This window comes from Clostridium paridis (assembly GCF_016765615.1).
Taxonomy (GTDB): domain Bacteria; phylum Bacillota; class Clostridia; order Clostridiales; family Clostridiaceae; genus Clostridium_T; species Clostridium_T paridis.
Genome location: NZ_JAESWA010000028.1, coordinates 1 through 22907, shown reverse-complemented (window position 1 = coordinate 22907; position 22907 = coordinate 1). Strand labels below are relative to the sequence as shown.

The following is a 22907-nucleotide window of genomic DNA, read 5'->3' as shown; positions in this document are numbered from 1 at the left end:
ATGAAAGCTGTTCATTTTGGAGCTGGAAATATTGGAAGAGGCTTTATTGGTTATTTATTATCAAAATCAGGCTACGAAGTAACTTTTGTAGATATATCAGATTTTTTAGTAAATGCAATTAATGAATACAAAAAATACACAGTAATAACATTAAGTACTTCTGAAAATAAAGAAAAAATAGAAGGCGTAAAAGCTGTACATTTACATGAGATGGCTGGTCTTGAAGCGGTAGTTAAAGAAGCAGATTTAATAACTACTTCTATAGGTGCGAACAATTTAAAGAGCACTGGTGGATTACTAAAGACACTTTTAGAAAAGAGATTTGAAACTAATAAAAAAGAATTAGATATTATTGCATGTGAAAATGCATTAATGGCTACAGATATTCTAAAAGATGGAATATTAGAAGGTGCTAGTGACGAACTTAAAGCAAACCTAGACAAATATGTTGGATTCCCTAATAGTGCAGTTGATAGAATTGTACCTAATGTAGATATTGAAAAAGAACTTCCAATAGACGTTGCTGTTGAAGATTTCTATGAATGGGATATAGAAAAGAATAAGGTTAAAGTAAATGGAAATGTTAATGGTGCTGAATATGTAGATAATCTAGGACCATACCTTGAAAGAAAGTTATTCCTTTTAAATGGGGCACATGCAACAACTGCTTATTTAGGAGACCTAAAAGGATACAAATACATCCATGAAGCAATTCAAGATGAAGCAATTAAGAACGTTATAGTTGGGTTCCATGCTGAAGCTGTAAAAGCTTTAAGTGAAAAACACAAAATAGATATTGAAGCTTTAACTGCTTATTCTAAAAAGTTAATAGGTAGATTTGAAAACACATATCTAAAAGATGAAGTTTTCCGTGTTGGACGTGACCCAATAAGAAAGTTATCTGGAAATGATAGATTAATAACTCCATTAAGACTTTGCTATGAGCTTAATATCGAAAGAGAAAACATATTAACAGGTATAGCTGCAGGTTTACTATTTGATTATGCTGAAGATGAAAAATCTCAAGAAGTACAATCAAATATTAAAGCTAATGGAATTAAAAAAGCAGTTGCAGATATAACAAGCTTAGATATAGATAGCCCATTAGTAGATGCTATAGTAAGTAAATATGAAGAAGTAAAAACTTCATTTACAAAATAGAGTTTATAACTAGGGTTAAGAATCCATAATAGGATTTTTAACCCTATTATTATTTAAAAGTTAATAAAGTAACAAATAGTTTGACATGAAATATTATATAGTATAATATATTGAATTGTGGAGGCTTGAACAAAAACCATAATTATAGAAAAATAGAAAAAGAAGGAGGGAAGTTAGTTAATAATTTAATATTTAAGCGCTAGAGGTTAAATACATGAGATCGGTATTTAAGTATTTAACTTGACGAGGTTGGGGAGTATCGAAAATTCAGCGGGTGCCCCACGGTATAAGTACTACCGTTAAAAGCTGGCAAACCTAAGAAGTAATTCTTAGAACAAATTCAGCTAGGTACTAGGAGGTTTTAAACAGAGGGTTTAAAGCTTCCCAGAGTTTTGTCTTTTTAAAGTATAAGCTTTTTAAATAATAAAACTCTGAGAAGAGCCGCACAAAAAACTTAATATGGTAACTTGCTGAAAAAATAAAATTTTCGGAGAGGTTTTTAGGTTTTATGTAGTGGTTCATCTACTAAAAAGCCTTCCACCTATAGAATATTTCATATAATTATGGTTAAAAATAGTTAGTATGAAAGGAAGAATTATTTATGTGTGGAATAGTAGGATATTTAGGACCAAAGAAAGCAACTCCGATTTTAATTGAGGGGTTAGGTAAACTTGAGTACAGAGGTTATGATTCATCAGGAATAGCTGTTTTAGAGAATGATGATATCAAGGTAGAAAAATGCAGAGGTAGACTATCAAACCTTAAGGAAAGAGTTCAAAGTAGTGACTTTGCAAGCAGTATAGGAATAGGTCATACAAGATGGGCAACTCATGGAGAACCTTCAGATGTAAACTCACATCCTCATTGTAATGAAGATGAAAGCATAGCAGTAGTTCACAATGGTATAATTGAGAACTATATAGTTTTAAGAGAAATGTTAATGGCTAAAGGATATAAATTTGTATCAGAGACAGATACAGAAGTTATACCTCATTTAGTAGATTACTATTTTGAAGGAAATCTTGAAGATGCTGTTATGAAAGCAACTAAGAAGATGGAAGGTAGTTATGCATTAGGCGTAATATCAGAAAAAGATCCAGGTAAAATTGTTGCTGTAAGAAAAGACAGTCCACTTGTTATAGGTGTTGGAGAAAATGAAAGCTTTATAGCTTCAGATATTCCTGCTGTATTAGGTCAAACAAGAGACGTTTATTTATTAGAAGATAAAGAATTTGTTGTTATGACTAATGACGGAATAACAATTTATGATGAAAATAAAAATAAGGTTGATAAACAAATTTTCCATGTAACATGGGATATAGATGCTGCTGAAAAAGGCGGATATGAACACTTCATGTTAAAGGAAATATATGAACAACCAAAAGCTATAAAAGATACTTTAACTTCAAGAATAGTTAAAGGTGAAAAGATTAAAATTGATGGTATTCACTTAACTAAAGAGCAAATCGAAGGATTTGACAAGGTTTATATAATTGCATGTGGTACAGCATATCACTCAGGTGTTGTTGGAAAATATGTAATTGAAAGATTAGCTAAGATACCAGTAGAAATAGATTATGCATCTGAATTCAGATACAGAAATCCACTTATAACTGATAAAACATTAATGATCTGCATAAGCCAATCAGGAGAAACAGCTGATACTTTAGCAGCATTAAGACTAGCTAAGGATAAGGGAGCTAGAATAATAGCTATAACTAATGTTGTAGGTAGCTCAATTTCAAGAGAAGCTGATGATGTATTCTATACATGGGCTGGTCCAGAAATCGCAGTTGCATCAACAAAAGCATATATAACTATGCTAATAGCATTATATATAATAGCTTTATATATGGCTGAAGTTAAGAATACTATAAGAGAAACTGAAATTAACAAAATAAAAGACGGATTACTTGATCTTTCAGAAGGTGTTGCTGAAATATTAAGCGATATCGAAAAGATAAAGACATTCGTTGATAAAGTATATAAAGAAAAGGATGTTTACTATTTAGGAAGAGGTCTAGATTATGCAGTAGCATTAGAAGGATCATTAAAACTAAAAGAAATATCATATATCCACTCAGAAGCTTATCCAGGTGGAGAGTTAAAGCACGGAACTATAGCTTTAATTGAAGAAGGAATCACAGTTATAGCTCTTGCAACTCAAGAAGATATATTTGATAAGATGGTAAGTAATATAAGAGAAGTTAAAACTAGAGGAGCAAATGTATTAGGAATAGCAATGGAAGGACATCCAGACATTGAGAAGACTGTAGATGAAACAGTTTATATCCCAAGAGTTATGCCAATACTTGCACCAGTATATTCAGTAGTTCCACTTCAAATATTAGCTTACTATACAGCAGTAAGAAAAGGCTGCGATGTTGATAAGCCAAGAAACTTAGCAAAATCAGTAACAGTTGAATAATATTAGCTAAACACAAGAAACTATAATTTTTATCGAGTAAATTATGGTAAGTTAATTCAAGGGTTAAATATTCATATGGGGTGAGTTTATGAATAATGAATTAGTAAAATTATTAGCTGAGTACAAAGAAGAAAAAAGATGCTTAGAAATGGGTATCGAATGGCTAAGAGAGAAAGATTATGCTAAAGGAAAGCTTGAAAAAGTTAATGTGATAATAGCTGATCTTGAAAAGTTAGTAAATTAGAGATAAAATTAGACCACACATTCTCAAGAGGTTGGGGATGTGTGGTTTTTTAGTAACATTTCAAAATATGCAGAAGTTAACACCTTCATTTTTTCTTCATAAAACTATAGTAATATAGGATATAAACATAAAAATAGAGAAGGGATGATATAAATGGTTATTCAAATATTAATTACAGTAGGAATCTTAACTTTTGCAATCTTTACAATATATAATAAGTTTAAAAAGAAATCTTGCGGTTGTGGTGGATGTAAAGAATCAAAAGTGATGAAAAAATAGTAATGTAATAAGAACTAATCCAGTTACTATTTTTAAGTTAACAGATATAAGTGAAAGCTAGAGTTACAATGTTTATTGTATATGACTCTAGCTTTTTTATGTTCAAATTTTTCAAGTTATTTTAATTAAAAGTTCTTTAAATTCTTCATAATTGCTACACAACTTTTTTGTATTATTTTATCATAGTAAAAAATATTTTTTTGAGGTGAATTAAATGAATTTACTAAAATATCTAATAAGCAAAAAATACAGAGAAGTTTATAGTAATGAGTATACAAGAAAAATAATTGAGAAATATAATAATGAAATATCAGCAATAGAAGATATTTATAGAACAATTGAGATCGAAAAGAGAAGTAAGGCAGCTTAAGGGAAGAGCATAAGTGTTATTAAAACTAAAGAGAAGTTTAGACTTCTCTTATCTTTTATTTATTTGGAGGTTAACGAAAGTTGCAACAGATTTTAATAATAGAAGATGAAGAAAAAGTATCAGAGGTACTAAAAGCTTATTTAGAGAAAGCTGGATATAAGGTCTACTGTACGACTAAGGGCTTAAAAGGTATCGAAATGTTTGAAACGATGGAATTTAAGCTTATAATACTTGATTTAATGTTACCAGATATTAATGGAGAAGAAGTGTGTAAAATTATTCGCCAAACATCTGATGTGCATGTATTTATGCTTACTGCAAAGGGAGAGATAAACCAAAAGGTTGAAGGATTAAATATTGGCGCTGACGAATATTTAGTAAAGCCATTCAGTCCTAGAGAATTAACCGCAAGAGTTAACGCATTATTTCGAAGATTGCTTGCAGAGGAAGAACGTGAGAATGTGTGTTTTGATGATGGAAAGCTAGTTATAGATTATGATAAAAGATCTGTTAAGTTATATGGCGAAGAAGTTTCATTTACGCCTAATGAATTTGATATATTATATGCGCTTGCAATTAATAAAGGAAAGGTCTTAAATAGAGATCAGCTAATAGAGAAGATAGGCGGAATAGATTTTGAAGGATATGATAGAACAATAGATGTACATATTAAAAATATACGCAAAAAGATAGAAGAGGATACTAAAAATCCTAAATATATTATTACTGTAGTAAAAGTTGGTTATAAATTTGGTGTGGAAGGTTAAAATGTAACTATTTAGTATTCAATAAAATTATAAGTTAATTGATAGTTATTGTAATATACAAAGAAGAGCTTTGATAATTTAAAGAATATCAAAGCTCTTTTTTAATACTTATAATAAATATTAAATTATCTTAATGGGATATATTGTGTCCATAAATACCTAAAAAGAAAAGGCTTATTGTATTAAGCCTTCTCTTACTAGGTAATATTAAAGGAAACTAAAAATATTCTGCGCGTATTACCTCTGGATTTACAGAATTTATATCATCTACAACTTCAATCACTCCTAGAATAAAAGCACCCTTCATAATTTCAAAACTTCCGGATTTTTTCGGGTTAAAAGTAACTTCGTTTATACCCTTTTTCCCTGTAAAAGAGATAATTTCTTCTTTAGTTAAGATATCTAAGATTTTATATTCTCCTTCCGCATTATCAAAAGCATTTAAATCAAATGTAAGTTTAGTACTAGAGCTGTTTCCAGTTACCACTACTAGTGGTTCTAAAGAATTTCCTGTGCCTTTAAACTTAGCAGTTTGACCAATTCCGATTGAAGTAGATTTTTGAATTATTGTTCCAGTAGGAACATTTGTTATATCTGTACCATTAAATGAATATTGTTTCGAAGGTGCAAAATCAGAACTAGCAGCAGGAGAAGTCGCTGAATCAACTTTTGATAAATCAAGTGTATCTAATTTATCTACAACTTTGATTACTCCGCCTAGCATTCCCATCCAGCAACTAAAACTAATATCTTTATTGCTAGGTGTAAATTCAATTATGTTTTCACCATTTACTAATTTTTTTTGTAAATCTAAAGATCTAGCTACTATAGTACTATTGCAGGAAGTAACAAGTTTTGCATCAACAATCCATTTAACAGGTATGTTTTTTTGAATATAAAATATATTCGGAGTATAACCACGATTTCCAACACTCATATTTATTACTTGCATTCCGTTTTTTAATGTAGCTTTATATACATTTGGATTAGAAGAATTACTTGAACTTTTATCAGAGAAAGCAGTAGTTCCATTAGTAAGTATAGTTATTGGATTAATACTTAGCCCTGCTAAGGTAAGACCTCTATTTCCCATTACAAGTCCTAAGACTATTATCAAGATACCACTAAACTTAATTAATTTTTTGCTAAGTCCCTTAGTTAGTAGACTAGAAAGTGCTCCGAATAAAAGCATTAAAGGAACTGTCCCAATTGAAAAAACAAACATTGATAAAGCTCCCTTAAGGGCATTACCAGTACCTAGTGCAAAAAGTTGCATTGTTTGAAGTGGACCACAAGGCATGAGTCCATTTAAAAATCCAATTATGAAAGGTGACCTAAATTTGTTTTTACTTTTACATGATAAACTTGGGATTTTAATATTGAACCATCTAAATAACTTAAAACCTGATATATTAAAGCCCATCATTATCATAAATATACCTGCAATTACTTCTATTATAGCTTTAGTAGTAATTGAAAATGAAAGTATTGATCCCATAGCACCGAAAATACCACCTAACAAGGTATAAGAAGCAACTCTACCAACATTATACAAAATGGAAGGCCTTAAAGATTTTAATCTGCTTTTATTTGTATTTATATCTATAGTGTTTTGAGAAAGCATAATACCTCCGCACATTCCAACGCAATGAATTGAGGATAGAATACCAACTATAAAAAGAGCTGCGTAGGATGCATTTTCAAGTTTACCTTCCATATCGAACCCACTAGTATTGAAACCAAGTAAAATTACAATGGCAGCAATTATAATTAGACCTAGTAATTTTAAATTTTTAGATTTTTTAGTACTATAACCTGCTGAAGTAATCGAAGCTTTAATTAAATCCAAGTTGCAAAGATCATCATCATATTCTATAATAGCGAACTCATTGATAAAACTAACCTCCGTGTATATTACCCCATCTAACTTTTTAATTTCTTTTTCAACCTTTTTTTCACAAGATGTACATGTCATATCATAAACTTTAATTTCTTCATGTCTGATACTCATATTTTTCCTCCTATGTATTTCATAGATATACAAAACAATTAAAACTTAATCGTTAAATAGATGGGTAAAGTATATAAAATAAATGTGTTTATGATATGAAGATAAGAAAGTAATGCAAATTATAAATTATGGTAAATATCTCTTCATAAAACCTACATATGAAAGTATTATCATAGAGAATATTAAATGTAAGGAGAATAATAATGAAAGAATTATTTAGTATAGGACCTATTCACATTTATTTCTTTGGATTAATGATTGCAGTAGGAATAATTTCAGGGATATTTTTTTCTTCCTGGATGGGTAAAAGAAAAGGGGTTAATGAGGATACAATATTAAATGCAGTAATTTGTGTAGTTATAAGTGGTATAGTTGGAGCTAGATTATTTTATATAATTTTTTATAATCCTACATATTATATTGCCAATCCATCAGAAATATTTAGTATAGATGAAGGTGGATTATCTGTTCATGGAGGTATAGCAGTAGCATTAATAGTTGGATACATTTATTCAGTTAAGACTAGAGTATCATTTTTAAAGCTAGCGGATATCTTAGTTGTTGCAGTTGCCCTTGCTCAGGGTATAGGAAGAGTTGGATGTGATGTATTTGGGAAGGTAATGACGAAAGTTATGCCGTGGGGAATTAATATAGATGGTAGCATTCTTCATCCCACTCAGATGTATGAGTTTGTTTTAGATTATTTACTATTTGTATTTTTATGGAGAAAGAGTGAAAAACAAAAATATCAAGGCCAAATACTTATAAATTACATTATTGGATTTGCAGTAATTAGAGGAATTGTAGAATTATTTAGGAATAATCCAATAATTTATGGAGCCTTTTCTATATCACATCTCTTAAGTCTTTTGTTAATTATTATTGGAATAATAGCATATTTATATCTAAGAAAAAATGAAAAGTATAGAATTAACGAATCAGAAGGTACTAAAACGTCAATATATATGTTTATTCTAATTTATGTAGTGTTGGTAACCGTATCAAGTTTAATCTATTATATAGTTCAAGGATAAATCGAATATTGATGTTTTATTCAGAAATGTTGAAGAGTATTGTTATATAAATAGCAATACTCTTTAATATTTATCTAATAGTTTTTATGTAAATACATGAAAGGATATTTTAGTACTAACTAGTATAAAATAATTAAGCATAAATAAATTATACAAGTTGAGAAAGGAAGATAATCTATGTTTAAACTAAAGTATACTAAAATAATAGGCGTATTCATTATAATAAGTTTAATCCTTACAGCATGTAATAAGACTAATGAAAATAATAATGAATCAACAAATAAGAATGAGAAGAATAAGGTCTCATATTTATATACTGCAAATGAAAGTGGAAGTATTTCTGAGATAGATTTATCTACATATAAAATTACTGAATCTGTAAAAGATCCAGGTGCACCACATAATATTCAAGTTTCACCTGATGGAAGTGTTGTAGGTTATACATCTTCAGCTAAAATGGAAAAAGGGCAAACAGATCAGGGTTCAATGAGTGAAAATGGATATGCGATTTTTTATGAAACTGAGACAGGAAAGCTTATTAAAAAAGTAGAAGTAGGTAAGCATCCAGCTCATGTAGTTTTTACTAATGATGGTAAAAAAGTATTAGTAACTAACAATGAAGACAATAATGTTTCTATACTTGATTCAAAAAATTATAGCCTTATTAAGAATGTTGCAGTAGGGAAAGGTCCACATGGATTTAGAATATCAAGCGATAGTCAATTTGCATATATAGCTAACATGGGAGAAGATACAGTTAGTATAGTTGATATTAATAATAATAAAGAAATTAGAAAGATAAAGGTTGGAAGTACCCCAGTGACAACTGGAGTTACAAAGGATGGCAAAACATTAGTTGTAACTATTAATGGAGAAAATGCAATTGGAATAATTGATTTATCAACAGATAAAGTTGAAAAAGTGCCAGTAGGCGTAGGACCTGCACAACTATACCTATCAGCAGATGACAAATTTGTTTTTGTGGCTAATCAAGGTACTGAAGAAGCTCCATCGAATTCAGTTACTAAAATAGATTTAGCAGCAAAAAAAGTTGCTGCTACAATACAAACTGGAAAAGGATCACATGGTGTTTTAGTAAGTCCAGATAATAAATTCGTATATGTTACAAATATGTATGAATCAACAGTAAGCATTATTGATTATTCAACTAATAAAGTAATTCAAACTATAACTGTTGATGGAGAACCTAACGGTATAAGTATTAAAGAATAAACTTATAATTTTTACGATTGAAAGATAAATAATTAAAAAAGCTTGGATTTTAAATCACAAGCTTTTTTAATGTTCTTTTGGATTTATATTTTTTATTTATATTCATAAGAGTAATTAATAAAAGGTGCTTAATTATCCTACGTAGTTATAATAACCTAAAAATATAAAGAAAATGTAAAGAAAATACGTGTTTACAATAAGTTAAAATATTATGGATTAAAATTAAGGAAATAAAAAGAAACTTAGAGGTAAATTCTAAGTTTCTTTTAAAAATGCGTATAAGTGAGAATAAAGTATAAAGTTATTTATATTGAGTGAATAATAACTTTATGTATATATAATATTATATATACATAAAGGGAATATGAAGAAATTGACACTTATAGCATTGAATAGAATTATAATTAAACATTATAAAAAAATGATAAATATAGTATTGGATTCTTCATAATATCTTTATAATTACAAGATAGAATATTATTATAGTAAAATCAAAAATTTAAATGAAAGTAACATGGAGGTATATATTATGAATTGCCACAATGATGGAAAAGAAAAACATTCAGGTCATAATCATAATCCATTAAAGCATATGCTTCATATGGTTCTATGCTGTGGATTACCTATAATAGTAATTCTTTCTTTACCACTAATAACTAAGTTTAGTCCGAGTGAGGGATTATTTTTATCGGGTATAGTACCGTTCTTGTGCCCTATAATGATGATTTTCATGATTCCTATGATGATAGGTGGAAATAAAAAGAATTGTTGTGATAGTAAAAAGAAAACTGATGTTAATAGTGAAGTAACTGAATTTAATGAATTGTAGAATAGAATCTAATATAGGAACTGAAGATAACAGAGTAATATGATTAATCATATTACTCTGTTATCTTTTATTCACAAAATATAATGTATGAACTTAGTAATAAGAGATTTTAATACTTAAACTAGTATTACTTCACTTTAAAATAAGATACCATTGAATTTAAGTTTTCAGTCATTGATGAGAGGTTTTCAGATGTAGATGAGATTTCTTCAATCATTGCCATTTGTTCTTCAATATCACTATTTATTTCTTGTGAAGTAGAAGAAAGCTTTTGGGTATTATCTACAATACTGACCATATTACTTGAGATATTGTTAGTTTGCTCAGCTTGTTTATTTGCTTGTAATGATATATCTTGGATTTTTTGTGTTAGTAAGTTCATATTATTTATTATTAATTCAATTTGATGTTTAGTATCCAGTGCAACAGAGGTACCTTCTTTGACCTTTACTTCTGTAGTTGAAATACTCTTAACTACAGTATTGGTCTTATGTATAATATCTGAAACCATTTTTTCTATATTATTTGCAGCAGAAGCACTTTCTTCAGCTAATTTTTTAACTTCATCAGCTACAACAGAAAAACCTTTCCCATATTCACCTGCTCTTGCAGATTCAATAGCAGCATTTAAGGCTAGCATATTTGTCTGATTTGCTATATCAGTAATTGTAGAAGTTATTTCACCTATGTTCACTGAAAGGATATTTAGTTCATCAATACTAAATCTAACTTCCGTAGTTGAATTCTCTATATCTGATATTGCTGCGAATGTTGTATCAACAGACTTTCTACCTATTAACGCATAGTCTCGAAAAGCGTATGCATCATTTTCTGCATTTTGAGCAAGAGAAGATACGACTTTAGAACTTGCAGAAATATTTTTTAAACTTACATTAGCTTGCTCTACAGAAGAAACTATTTGCTGTAGATTATTATTGTTGTTTGACATTTTTTCAACTATTTCTGTAGTAGTTACATTGGTGCTTTGCATTGAAGCAGAAAGTTGTTCACTAACTAATGATACCTCATTTGAAGATAACTTTATGTTTGATGTTATATTTTTTAGTTTATCTCTTGTGTTATTTAGAGCATCAATTAATACACCTATTTCATTCTTAACTTTTAAATTGAGGCTAGTTGTTAGATTTCCGTTAGCTAAATCTTTTGCAAAATTTATACTTTGTCTTAGAGGATTAACTATAGAAGAAGAAATAATTAAAGCAAGAATTATACTAAAAATTAGTGATGATATCGTGAAGATAATTACTATCGTTATAATTTTGTTATATATAAGCATATTGTCATTATATTTTTGTTCAGCTTCATTTAATTTATTTGTAGAGATACTGTCAATTTCTTTTTCGATATTTTGAAAATTTTTAACATTATCTTTTGAAAGGGAGGTTGCTTCATCAGTTTTAAAATTCATACTCTTATCAATTATTATTAATTGATTTTTCTTTACAGTATTGATTTCATCTATAAGTTTATCAAGGTTCTTTCTATCATCTTCAAGTGCCATTTCTTTAAAGTTATTTAAATTACCTATAATGCCAGTAGAATAATATTCTTCTAAATGCATTGAGTGTTCTTTTTTCTCATCGATTGTTGATGCTAATAATACATTATCTTCAGCACGTTGAACATTGGAAAGATAATATTGAGCATCCTTAATGTAACTTATTCCTTTTAGTTGATCATGATACATTTCTTGTGCATTTGTATTTATTTTATTTATTTCGAATAGGCTTACTATACCTAATAAGAACATTAGAAATACAATAATTCCAAATGCAGATAAAAATTTTTTGCGTATACTATTCATGTTTTGACCCCCATAACTAATATTTTTTCGGTTAATATTAGTTATTATAGAAATTAATTATGAAGAACTTATGTAGGCAATAGAGGAAGTATATATTGGGATGAGCGATCTATTTTTTATTTAAGATAAATAAATGTTACAATGAATATGTAAGTAATTAGTTTAATTGCAATAAAGTGGGGTGAGGATGTGAGAAAGGTTATTCTTTCTATAGGTACTGTATTAAGTATAATGTTATTCGTATTAATAGGATGTAGTAATACGAATAATAAAAAAATATCAGATAAAATAATTGGTAATCCTGATAAGATACTAGTCTATAAGGATGGAAATAAGAAAGAAATTCTATCTAGTGATTCAAATTTTGAAAAAATAGTTAATTTAACTAATGATAGAATTGATAAGGAGAGTATATCTGTAGCAAAAGACGGTGTTGATATCGACAAAACGGTCAATGATAATAAGAAGTATTTGGGAGTAGAGTTCATATACAATGAAGAACAAAAAATGGATATAAAAAATTCAAATGGCTTTTCACCAATAAAATATTATAAACTGTTTTTTAGTTTAGATATTAAAAACAACCCCAATACCGACTATTTCCAATATGGAACTGAAGAGAAGTATGTTGATTCCTCTAGAGGTCCTATAAAATCACCAGATAAAGTTATAAATATTATAAATAATATATAAAAGAAGGATAGAAATACTTGAAACCTATTAACAATTTAAGCAAATCAAAATATTGGAGATGTGTACTTTTAAGTGAGTAGGTAATTTTTCATCCTCATGTTTAAAATCTATAACTCTAGTTCCATATGGGCTAGCTCCAATTGTGATTGTTTCTATACCATATGGAGGGTTATGAGGTCCAACAAATGTAACAACTTGAACAGTAATAATAAAAGTGAAAAGCTCAGGATCTGGTTGAGTTACTGATAATTTAATCTTTTAATTAACATTAGTATCAGAAAGAAGTGTATTTATGCATGAGAATAATATTAAAGTGAATAATTGTTATAGCAATAAAGAAAAGCATATTTGGAGAAATAAGTTCCATATTGAAATGCCATTTGGTTTAATTAATGATCCCAATGGATTAAGTTATTATAATAATAAGTTTCATATATTTTATCAATGGAATCCATTTGGATGTGAGCATAAAACAAAGCATTGGGGATTAATTACAACAACTGATTTTGTTAATTATACAAAGCCTAAACTTATTTTAAGGCCTGAAGATTGGTTTGATAAAGATGGTTGTTACTCAGGTTGTGGATTGGTTAAAGATGATGAATTGAAACTATATTATACAGGAAACGTGAAAGGTTCAAATAATGAAAGAGAATCTTATCAATGTGTAGCTACCTACCATAAAGATGGAACTATCGAAAAGAAAGGTGTAATTATTGAAAAACAACCAGAAGGTTATACAGCACATTTTAGAGATCCATATATTTTTATGGAGGATGAATATTATTATATGATTTTAGGTGTTCAAACTAATGATTTAGAAGGAAAAGTTTTGATTTATAGTTCAGAAGATGCTATGAAATGGGCATTTCTTGGTGAATTGAAAACTAACATGAATTCGTTTGGATACATGTGGGAATGTCCTAACTTGGTTAAGGTAAGCGAAAATAAATATGCATTCATCTTTTCTCCACAAGGAATACAAAGTGAGGAATTTAAATATCAAAATATATTTCAATCAGGCTACGTAATTGGAAAGTTAGATTTAAAAGAACTTGAATTAAAGGAACATTGTGAATTTAAAGAATTAGATATGGGTTTCGATTTTTATGCGCCACAAGTGTTTAAACATGATAATGAAAATATAATGATTGGCTGGATCGGGTTACCAGATAAAGAATTGGAATATCCTACTGCTGAGTATGGATGGATGTACGCATTAACTATGCCTAGAGTTATAGAGTATAGAAATAATGTTTTATATCAGAAACCACTAAAGGAAGTAGAGAATTTAAGACAGTCTCAAGTAATAAATGAAAAGAACTTAATATGTGATACCTATAAATTAAATTTGGATTCGAGATGCGTAGAAGTAATATTAAATTTAGATATGAGTGAAGGTAATTTTACTGAAGTGAGCTTTAAGTTTAATGATGAATATATATTAATGTCTTATGATAAAGAAGCACAGGTGTGTACGCTTGATAGGAATAATATGTACTTAGGTGGAAAAGGAATAAGAAAGTTTAAGTTGAAAGTTGAGAACGAATTAAAGTTACATATGTTTATTGATAATTCAATTATTGAAATATACTATCAAAATGGATTAGAAGTAACTACATTAATGTACTTTGCTAAGACGGAAGCATTAGAAATTCAAATTAAAAATGATAATATCATAAAAATAAATGAAATATGCACATGGAATTTAAGGAGTATAAAATATGAGTAATAATGTTTTTTGTATCGGAGAACTTTTAATTGATATGGTATGTGTAGATAATAAAGGTTTGAAAAATGGAGAGAAATTTGAAAAGAAAGCTGGAGGTGCGCCAGCAAATGTGGCAGCAAGCATTTGTAAGCTAGGAGGTAACTCTTATTTCTTAGGGCAAGTGGGTAATGACTTCTTCGGAAAATATTTAATTGAACTTTTGCAGGACTTAGATATAAATACTGAAATGACTGTAGAAAAAGGTAGCACCACAATAGCTTTAGTTGGAATTGATGAAGATGGAGAACGGAACTTTGATTTCTTAAGGGGGAGTGATGGAGAATATTCATTTGATAATGTTGATCTATCAAAGATAACAAATTCAGATATCATTCATTTTGGTTCAGCTACAGGATTTTTAGAAGGTGAATTAAAGAAGACATATTTCAAATTATTAAATCATGCTAAAGCCAATAATGTTTATGTATCATTTGATCCAAACTATAGAGATGCATTAATAACGCCAGATAAATTAGATTTGTTTGTTGAAGATAGCATTAAATTTTTAAAAGAAAGTGATTTCACTAAGTTAAGTGATGAAGAATTATTTTTATTAACACAAGAAAAAGATATAGAATCGGGTGTTAATAAATTACATGAGCTAGGTGCTAAAGTTGTAACTATTACGCTAGGTGCAAAAGGAACGTATTTAAGTGTTAATGGTGAAAATGCAATAATTCCATCTATTAAAATTAAACAAGTGGATTCAACAGGTGCTGGAGATTCATTTGTAGGAGCTGTATTAAAAAAAGTTGCAGAGATTGAAGATAAACAAAATATAGAATTTGAAGAATGGAAAGATATAGTTGCTTTTGCCAATAAAGTTGGAGCAATTACGTGCACAAATTACGGGGCAATAGCATCAATGCCGACATTAAGTGAGATGGATTAAGTAACTATAAAATTAAAAAAGGATTTAATTGTTGATGAAAAGAGTGGCAAGACTAGTTAATTATTTTGCCACTTTTTATGGATTGACAAAGGAAACTAATACAAATATAATTAAAGACAAATAAACTCTGTAATACCTTTTAAGGATGTGATTAGTATGAAATACACAAAAGCTACAAACTATGCACTACATACTCTTGCGTATATGATGATGCATGATAAAACTGATAATTTAAACTTACAAACACTAGCAAAGCACTTTAATATATCAGCGCCATATCTTTCAAAAATTTTAACCCAGCTAGTAAAAGCCAATTTAATACAATCAACTTCAGGCGTTAATGGTGGGTATGTTTTGCGTAAAAAGAAAGAAGACATTTCATTTATGGATGTTATAAAAGCTACAGAAGGAACTGGAGCATTATTTAATTGTGAATTTCACGAAGAAGGTGAGTGCCGAATTGATAAAGTAATGGCAGAAGCTGAAGAAGTTTTGGAGACTTATCTTCAGAATAAAAAATTATACGAAGTAGTGCAAGAATCTGTATGTAAGAAAGAATGTAGGGAGTAATTATTTATATAATAAGCCATATATAAGGCTTTTTATATTCCAATCACAGACATAAAATGTCTTTAATGTATGAGTTTAAAATAAAATAGTTAAAGGAGAATGAAGAATGAATACACATGAGCATAATTCAAAAGGAATAGGTAATTTACAAAGGAAAATAGAAGCGTTAGATGGAGTTGAAAGAATGAAAAACTTCCCTCCAGAAGAAATATTACAGATGTTAGATATTAAGAAAAATGATAACATCTTAGATCTAGGAGAAGGAACTGGGTACCTATCAATTCCATCAGCTCAAATGGTTGATGGCTTAGTTTATGCTCTAGATATGGATCCTAAAATATTAGAGGTAATAGATACTAAGTCAAAGGATAAGAATATTACAAATATAAAATTAATAGAAGGAAGACTGGATAATATCCCGCTGACAGATGACTCCATTGATATTGCTCTTGCCTCATTAGTTTTACATGAAGTTAATCCATTATCTAAAACTCTGAATGAAATTAAGCGCGTACTTAAGGATGGTGGACAATTCTTATGTTTTGAAATTGAAAAAAAAGAAAGTCATATTGCTGGTAAACCAATGCCTCCAAGAATCTCTTCATTAGATATGGAGAAAGAACTAATTGATGCTGGTTTTAAGATAACACAAAAAGTATTTCCAGATGACTTACACTATATCTTTATTGTAAAAAAGTAAGATCGCTTCAGATAATCACATAAAGTTTTAATCTGATTTTAATCTCATCTTTAGTATTTTTTAATTCAGTTAAATTAATATAACTATAGTAATAAGGAGCATGATTAAAAGATACGGAGGTAGTGGATAATGAAAGATATTCTAATTAAAATTAAGGATTTTTGTAAAAAGTACAAGAAGAAGATAATTATTATTTCTTCAGTGACCATAGTAGGAGTTGTAATTATTGCAGGGTCAGTAGTGGGTTTTGTCTATTCTAAAGCAAACGGAAACATAAAATACTCAGAGGCTCAGCTTGAAAAAATTGCGTTAGGTAAGGTGCCAGGCGAGGTTATAAAAGTAGATAAGGAATTAAATTTTAGAGATGCAGTATTTGAATATAAGTTTAGTATTAAAGACAAAGATAGTACACTTAAAGAAGTTAAGTTAGATTCTGAATATGGTGTAATATTACAAGGACATGATAGAAGAGGAAATGATAGAGGAGAAAATAACCACAGAGTAGAAAGAGAGAAACATGGCAAAGGTTGAAAAAGTGGTATATAGTATAATTAAACGGTGAGCTATCTGCTCACTATTTTCTTATGGAGGTAAATTTATGAGAGAGTTTAAAATTTTATTAGTTGAAGATGAAAAGCAGATGGCTATGTTTGTTGAAATGGAATTAAGACATGAAGGATATAAGGTAGAGGTAGTGTATGATGGCCGAGAAGGGTTAGAAAAAGCTCAAGAAAACCAATATGATTTAATTCTTTTAGATGTAATGATTCCTATAATTAATGGGATTGAGGTTTGCAGGAGGATAAGAGAATTTTCAACAATTCCTATTATAATGCTTACAGCAAAAAGTGATGTATCAGATAAAGTAATAGGATTGGATGTAGGAGCTAATGATTATCTTACAAAGCCATTTGCCATTGAGGAACTTTTAGCAAGAATAAGAGTTTATGAAAGAGGAAAGTCTTTAGAGCATAAAGATAGTATGATTAAACTTAAGGATGTTGTTATGGATAATAGAACCCATCAAGTTAGAAGAGCTGAAAAAGAAATTGAACTTACTAAAAAAGAATATGATCTTCTTGAAATGCTATTAGTTAATAAGAATGTTGTGCTTACTAGAGAACAGTTAATTCAAAAAGTTTGGGGATATGACTACATAGGGGATACTAACGTAGTAGATGTGTTTATTAGATATTTAAGAAGTAAAATTGATGACGGTTTTGAAGCTAAACTAATAACTACCATTAGAGGGGTAGGATATGTTATTAAGGGTGATTAATCATGAAAATAAAAATCTTTAGAAATGCAAAGATTTCAGTTAAATTAACACTTATATATGCACTTATGTTCTCGCTAATTTTATTGATTTTAAATGCAGCAATTTTGTACGGAGTAAAATACTATGTATATAATCAAGGTAATAAAGAAGTTGAAGATGTTAAAACTATAGTTTTAAATAAAGTATCAGATCAAAATCAAGCTGTGGACTTATCTGATAAAGATATTTTATCAGATGTCCCTTCTAAACAAGATATTCACATAAGGATAATACAAGAAAATGGCACTATAATAAATTCAACAGATAAGTTTAAGTTTAGAATTAGAGATAAAGAGAGAGCTATGAATGATAAAATAATGAAGGTTGAAGAAGGTGATAGGCGTTTATTATATGAGAATGTTAAGCTTGATAATAAGACCTATGGAGTTGTCTATGTACAAATTGTTAAGGACATGGATAATGAGTATGACTTTTTGAAGATTTTATTTATATTTATGGCAGTAGCTGATTTTATAGGTATGATTGCATCAATTATATTAGGCTATGTGTTAAGCAAAAGGATGCTAAAGCCAATTGATGACATTACTAAAGCTGCGGACAATATAAGCATTAATAACTTAAAAGAACGTATTGATGTAAAGGGACCAGAAGATGAGCTTAAGAGACTTGGAGATACATTTAATAATATGATAGATAGACTTCAAGAATCATTTAATAAACAAACTCAATTTGTATCAGATGCTTCTCATGAGTTAAGAACACCTATTGCAGTAATTCAAGGATATGCAAATTTATTACATAGATGGGGAAAGGATGATAGAGAGGCACTAGAAAAATCAATTTATGCTATAAGGTTTGAGACAGATAATATGGTAGCATTAGTTGAAAAACTTTTATTCTTAGCTAGAGGTGATAGTGGCAATCAAAAGATAGAAAAAAAAGAATTTCCTCTTAATGAGTTAATAAATGAAGTAGTTGAGGAAAGTAAATTAATAGCTGAGGATAATATAATAGAAAGCAAAAGCAATGATGAAGTGAAGATATTAGCAGATTATAAAATGATAAAGCAGATGTTAAGAATTTTTATTGATAATAGTATTAAATTTACACCTAAACAGGGAAAGATTGATATTAGTTCAAAGCTAGAAGAGGGAACTGTAAAGATAACTGTAAGTGATAGTGGTATAGGAATACCAAAAGAAGAATTTGAAAATATATTTAATAGATTTTATACAGTAGATAAATCAAGGTCAAAGGATAAAGGTGGAACTGGATTAGGTTTATCAATTGCAAAATGGATTGTAGAAATGCATAAAGGAGATATAGAGGTAGAAAGCGAAGACGGAAAAGGAACAAGTATATCTGTAAGATTTAAAGTGTAAAATTAATAAAGCTAATTATATATTCCATAAAAATATATAATTAGCTTTTTCACAAAAATTTAAAGTGCGACTTTATCTATATGATTATCTATACTTGAAATAAAATCCACAATGTTTTCTGCAATATGAGGATTATTGAAAATTCTTTGAGAAGTTCTAATGCTAATTAGTTTTTCAGCATTATTTGCTATTAAGTCACTAATAAGATTCTTTATTTTATGTATATCAGTACATACAACTCCAAGATTATATTTTTCAGCAAATACTGGGTTGTCCTTTTCTTGACCAGGCAGAGCTCCAGTTAATATAAATGGAACGTTACATGCAATTGCTTCCATCATAACATTAGGACTAGCTCTAATAAAGGCAATATCAGAGGTTTGCATTAAGTTATGTATATCTTTTGTAAATCCATATATTTCAGCTCTATTTCCATATTTAGAACATAAAGAAGTTTCTAGTTTATTTTTTAATGCTTTATTTCTGCCTGCTATTATTTTCACAGTACAATTAAAATTATCAAGTAGAGTTTCAGCTATTTTCTTCATGTTACCAGAGCCTTCTCCACCACTCATTATTAAGCAATTTAATGGAGAATCTGTTCCAAGATTTATATCTTCCTTATAAGGTAGTACATTATTATAAAATCTTGAACGCACTGGAAATCCGAAAATTTTTATATTTTCACCAGAGACGCCATAATTAATACACTTATCTTTAGCCTCAATGGTTGGACTTATAACATAGCTTGCCCTAGGATCTGCCCATAAGGGAGATATGCTTATTAAATCAGCAATAAGTGTAATCACAGGTATTTTTATATTATTTTTTTCTAATATATTTAAAATTGAGCCGTTAAAGTTTGGATGTAACGTTAATATTAAATCAGGATTAAGTTCCTTTATTAAGCTTATAAAATTTTCTTTTATTTTCAATTCAATTATTTCATTAATTAGTGAGGGCTTACTTGAGGATATATCCCAAATTAGTTCCCACAATGCTTCGGACTTTCGAGTAATTGGGCCGTAGGCCTTACCTACATTTACAAGTATATTTCCACCTAGTGTAAACCCATCAACAATATGAGTTTTAATGTCCTTATTTTTATCAAGTTGCTCACATAAGGATTCAGTAATACTTTTGTGTCCATGTCCAGTAAAATCTGATGAGAGAATAAGTATATTTTTAATCATATATGTAATCCTTTCGCTTTTAAATATTTAATTGTATCTTAGCTATTAAAATTTAAAAAAAGGTTAAAGCTAAATTAAAATTACATTAAATATAAAAAATATAAATATTACTATAGGTGCTATGTAGTACAATAATTAACAGAGAATTAAATATGCTAGAATTTATTATTAAAAGGAGTTAGTGAACTTTTGAAATCAAAAGATATTAAAGTGATTTATACTATATTTGTGTTTGTGGCATTAGCTGCATTTGACAACATAATAATTGGATTATTTCCTCCCTTATTTTCATCTATAGCAAAGGATTTAAATATACAGGTATCTTCACTTGGAATTGTATCTGGAGTAAATATATTAGTAACAGCAATTTCATCTATCTATTGGGGGTATCTTGCAGGTAAATATAATAGAAAAATACTTATTATTATAGGAACTATTTTCTGGGTTGTTTCAGTATTTTTAACATCTCGTGCCAATAGTTATTTTGAATTATTTATATACCAAGTTTTTACTGGAATTGGCTTAGGGTGTATAGCTTCAATCGGGTTCAGTGTTTTAACTGATTATATTCCTTATAAATTTCGTGGAATGATGTTAAGCCTTTGGGGAATGTCTCAAGGGTTTGGTGGAATTTTGGGTGCAGTAATGGCATCATTAGTTGCTGCTTCATCAAATTGGAGAAAACCTTTTGAAATAGTAAGTATTATAGGACTATTTCTAGTGATTTTATATGTTTTTGTAAGAGAACCAAGTCTTGGGGAAGCTGAACCAGAGTTACAAGAACTTATTCAAAAAGGCCAGGGATACAATTACAGTATTAAATTTGAGAATCTTAAGACTATTGCCTCACATAAAAGTAATATGTTATTGCTTGTACAAGCATTTTTTATGAACATAACAACGGGTACCTTAATATGGCTACCAACGCTATATATTTCAAAGATATTACATCAGGGGTATTCTATTCAAACAGCAATTATAGCATCTGGATATCTTTTTGCATTGTTTCAAATAGGTGGTCTTACTTCAACTTATTTTGGATATCTAGGAGATTTGGCTCAGAGGAAAAAAAGTAGAGGAAGAGCTTTATTAACAGCTCGCTTTGTATTTTTGATGATGCCACTATATATTGTAATGTTTTTAATTCCAATGAAAAATTTAGTGCTTCATAATACAACTGATCCGGTATTGATATTGGAGGATTTGATAAAGCAAATATTTATTAATCCATGGATAGCAGTAATATTTGTTTTATCATTTCTAGCAAGTGCAGCACAATCAGCTAATACACCAAACTGGCTTGCCATAATAACAGATGTAAATCTTCCTGAATATAGAGGGGCAGCATTTAGCATAGCTAATTTAGCTAATGGATTTGGCAGAACAATTGGTAATACTGGAGTAGGTGTTATGTTAGCTATTATTTCATCACAAACTGGAGAGCCGACTAATTATATAATTACATTAATAATCTTTCAATTGTTTTTAATTCCATCATCTTTATTATATATAAAAATGTCCAAAACTAATGAGCGGGATATAATGGAGGTTAAATCTATTTTAAAGAAACGAGCGGATATATTAGATTGAAATACATATAAAAAAGAAAAAATGAAAAGTTAGTGTAATCTTTATAAAAACCAAAAATGGGATAGGGGTGAGGAAAAAGATGTGGGAACTATTTGCCATATTATCAGCAGTATTTGCAGCATTAACTTCAATTCTTGCAAAAGTAGGTATAAAAGGTGTTGATTCAAATTTAGCAACAGCAATTAGAACTGTTGTAATTATAGTTTTAGCATGGGGGATAGTATTTGCAACGGGATCGCAAAATGGACTGGGAAGTTTATCTAAGAAAAATTGGATTTTTCTAATTTTATCAGGATTAGCTACAGGATTATCGTGGGTATTTTATTATAAGGCAATATCTATAGGAAAAGTATCGCAAGTTGCACTTATTGATAAATCTAGTATTGTACTTACATTGATTTTATCTTTTATAATCTTAGGAGAGCAATTTACGGTAAAAACAGTAATTGCAAGTTTACTAATAACTGCAGGAATATTTGTAATGCTATTTTAAGTTACTATTAAAATTTGAGCACTTAGACTTTATTGTCTAGGTGCTTTTATTGTCCTAATTAAAACCACTTGCTATGCAAGTGTGTTCGGAAAAGCTTTAGCGGTGAGAAGGCAAAAAAACCTCCTTTTGTTAAAATAGAATTAAGGTTCGCAGCCAAATTCAA

23 protein-coding genes are annotated in these 22907 nt (G+C 29.1%); 19 read left to right on the top strand and 4 right to left on the bottom strand.

Features of this window, described 5'->3' with window-relative positions; all coding sequences use genetic code 11:
* The 6 genes from JK634_RS18800 to JK634_RS18775 all read left to right on the top strand — a co-directional run bounded on the left by JK634_RS18800 (nucleotide 1) and on the right by JK634_RS18775 (nucleotide 5249).
* A complete protein-coding gene (locus tag JK634_RS18800; protein ID WP_202769292.1) occupies nucleotides 1–1161 on the top strand; it encodes a mannitol-1-phosphate 5-dehydrogenase in 1161 nt (386 codons plus the stop codon).
* A 601-nt stretch (nucleotides 1162–1762) separates the two neighbouring features.
* Entirely contained in the window at nucleotides 1763–3589 is a 1827-nt protein-coding gene (gene glmS / locus JK634_RS18795; RefSeq protein ID WP_202769291.1) for a glutamine--fructose-6-phosphate transaminase (isomerizing), read from the top strand.
* A gap of 88 nt (nucleotides 3590–3677) precedes the next feature.
* Nucleotides 3678–3833: a hypothetical protein gene (locus JK634_RS18790; RefSeq protein WP_202769290.1), complete on the top strand. Its 156-nt coding sequence runs from the start codon at nucleotides 3678–3680 to the stop codon at nucleotides 3831–3833.
* 153 nt (nucleotides 3834–3986) lie between these two features.
* Nucleotides 3987–4112 (top strand): FeoB-associated Cys-rich membrane protein, encoded by a 126-nt coding sequence (locus JK634_RS18785; protein WP_202769289.1) that lies wholly within the window; start codon nucleotides 3987–3989, stop codon nucleotides 4110–4112.
* A gap of 214 nt (nucleotides 4113–4326) precedes the next feature.
* Complete coding sequence (locus JK634_RS18780; protein ID WP_202769288.1) at nucleotides 4327–4482, top strand: hypothetical protein; 156 nt, start codon at nucleotides 4327–4329, stop codon at nucleotides 4480–4482.
* An 80-nt stretch (nucleotides 4483–4562) separates the two neighbouring features.
* A complete protein-coding gene (locus JK634_RS18775) occupies nucleotides 4563–5249 on the top strand; it encodes a response regulator transcription factor (RefSeq protein WP_202769287.1) in 687 nt (228 codons plus the stop codon).
* 217 nt (nucleotides 5250–5466) lie between these two features.
* Here JK634_RS18775 and JK634_RS18770 read toward each other — a convergent pair whose 3' ends face one another.
* Entirely contained in the window at nucleotides 5467–7260 is a 1794-nt protein-coding gene (locus tag JK634_RS18770; RefSeq protein ID WP_202769286.1) for an urease accessory protein UreH domain-containing protein, read from the bottom strand.
* A gap of 203 nt (nucleotides 7261–7463) precedes the next feature.
* On the opposite strand from JK634_RS18770, the gene lgt reads away from it, so the two are divergent.
* From lgt to JK634_RS18755, 3 genes are all read left to right on the top strand, one after another.
* Nucleotides 7464–8294 carry a prolipoprotein diacylglyceryl transferase gene (gene lgt / locus JK634_RS18765; protein WP_202769285.1) on the top strand — a complete coding sequence of 277 codons (831 nt, stop codon included), beginning with the start codon at nucleotides 7464–7466 and terminating at the stop codon, nucleotides 8292–8294.
* 177 nt (nucleotides 8295–8471) lie between these two features.
* A complete protein-coding gene (locus JK634_RS18760; RefSeq protein WP_202769284.1) occupies nucleotides 8472–9527 on the top strand; it encodes a YncE family protein in 1056 nt (351 codons plus the stop codon).
* Between the two features lie 529 nt (nucleotides 9528–10056).
* On the top strand, nucleotides 10057–10356 hold the full coding sequence (locus tag JK634_RS18755; protein ID WP_202769283.1) for a hypothetical protein: 300 nt from the start codon (nucleotides 10057–10059) through the stop codon (nucleotides 10354–10356).
* 127 nt (nucleotides 10357–10483) lie between these two features.
* On the opposite strand, the gene JK634_RS18750 is transcribed toward JK634_RS18755, so the two are convergent.
* Complete coding sequence (locus tag JK634_RS18750) at nucleotides 10484–12181, bottom strand: methyl-accepting chemotaxis protein (RefSeq protein ID WP_202769282.1); 1698 nt, start codon at nucleotides 12179–12181, stop codon at nucleotides 10484–10486.
* Between the two features lie 189 nt (nucleotides 12182–12370).
* On the opposite strand from JK634_RS18750, the gene JK634_RS18745 reads away from it, so the two are divergent.
* Nucleotides 12371–12874, top strand: a complete 504-nt coding sequence (locus JK634_RS18745) for a hypothetical protein (RefSeq protein ID WP_202769281.1) — start codon at nucleotides 12371–12373, stop codon at nucleotides 12872–12874.
* Between the two features lie 27 nt (nucleotides 12875–12901).
* On the opposite strand, the gene JK634_RS20725 is transcribed toward JK634_RS18745, so the two are convergent.
* A complete protein-coding gene (locus tag JK634_RS20725; protein WP_202769378.1) occupies nucleotides 12902–13129 on the bottom strand; it encodes a DUF3888 domain-containing protein in 228 nt (75 codons plus the stop codon).
* A gap of 37 nt (nucleotides 13130–13166) precedes the next feature.
* Here JK634_RS20725 and JK634_RS18735 point away from each other — a divergent pair, with 37 nt between their 5' ends.
* The 7 genes from JK634_RS18735 to JK634_RS18705 all read left to right on the top strand — a co-directional run bounded on the left by JK634_RS18735 (nucleotide 13167) and on the right by JK634_RS18705 (nucleotide 19468).
* Nucleotides 13167–14606, top strand: a complete 1440-nt coding sequence (locus tag JK634_RS18735; protein WP_202769280.1) for a glycoside hydrolase family 32 protein — start codon at nucleotides 13167–13169, stop codon at nucleotides 14604–14606.
* Complete coding sequence (locus JK634_RS18730; protein WP_202769279.1) at nucleotides 14599–15537, top strand: carbohydrate kinase family protein; 939 nt, start codon at nucleotides 14599–14601, stop codon at nucleotides 15535–15537. The genes JK634_RS18735 and JK634_RS18730 overlap by 8 nt, the downstream gene beginning before the upstream one ends.
* 156 nt (nucleotides 15538–15693) lie before the next feature.
* Nucleotides 15694–16107 carry an Rrf2 family transcriptional regulator gene (locus JK634_RS18725; RefSeq protein WP_202769278.1) on the top strand — a complete coding sequence of 138 codons (414 nt, stop codon included), beginning with the start codon at nucleotides 15694–15696 and terminating at the stop codon, nucleotides 16105–16107.
* Between the two features lie 106 nt (nucleotides 16108–16213).
* Nucleotides 16214–16807 (top strand): class I SAM-dependent methyltransferase, encoded by a 594-nt coding sequence (locus JK634_RS18720; RefSeq protein ID WP_202769277.1) that lies wholly within the window; start codon nucleotides 16214–16216, stop codon nucleotides 16805–16807.
* Nucleotides 16808–16936: 129 nt separating this feature from the next.
* Nucleotides 16937–17338: a PepSY domain-containing protein gene (locus JK634_RS18715; protein WP_202769276.1), complete on the top strand. Its 402-nt coding sequence runs from the start codon at nucleotides 16937–16939 to the stop codon at nucleotides 17336–17338.
* Between the two features lie 67 nt (nucleotides 17339–17405).
* Nucleotides 17406–18086, top strand: coding sequence for a response regulator transcription factor (locus tag JK634_RS18710; protein ID WP_202769275.1), 681 nt, complete (start codon nucleotides 17406–17408; stop codon nucleotides 18084–18086).
* Nucleotides 18087–18088: 2 nt separating this feature from the next.
* Nucleotides 18089–19468, top strand: a complete 1380-nt coding sequence (locus JK634_RS18705; protein WP_202769274.1) for a sensor histidine kinase — start codon at nucleotides 18089–18091, stop codon at nucleotides 19466–19468.
* A gap of 59 nt (nucleotides 19469–19527) precedes the next feature.
* Here the strand turns inward: JK634_RS18705 and JK634_RS18700 are convergent, their stop codons facing one another.
* Nucleotides 19528–20661 carry an MGDG synthase family glycosyltransferase gene (locus tag JK634_RS18700; RefSeq protein ID WP_202769273.1) on the bottom strand — a complete coding sequence of 378 codons (1134 nt, stop codon included), beginning with the start codon at nucleotides 20659–20661 and terminating at the stop codon, nucleotides 19528–19530.
* Nucleotides 20662–20850: 189 nt separating this feature from the next.
* Here JK634_RS18700 and JK634_RS18695 point away from each other — a divergent pair, with 189 nt between their 5' ends.
* Entirely contained in the window at nucleotides 20851–22251 is a 1401-nt protein-coding gene (locus JK634_RS18695; RefSeq protein WP_202769272.1) for an MFS transporter, read from the top strand.
* Between the two features lie 79 nt (nucleotides 22252–22330).
* A complete protein-coding gene (locus JK634_RS18690) occupies nucleotides 22331–22744 on the top strand; it encodes an EamA family transporter (protein WP_202769271.1) in 414 nt (137 codons plus the stop codon).
* Nucleotides 22745–22907: the final 163 nt, after the last annotated feature.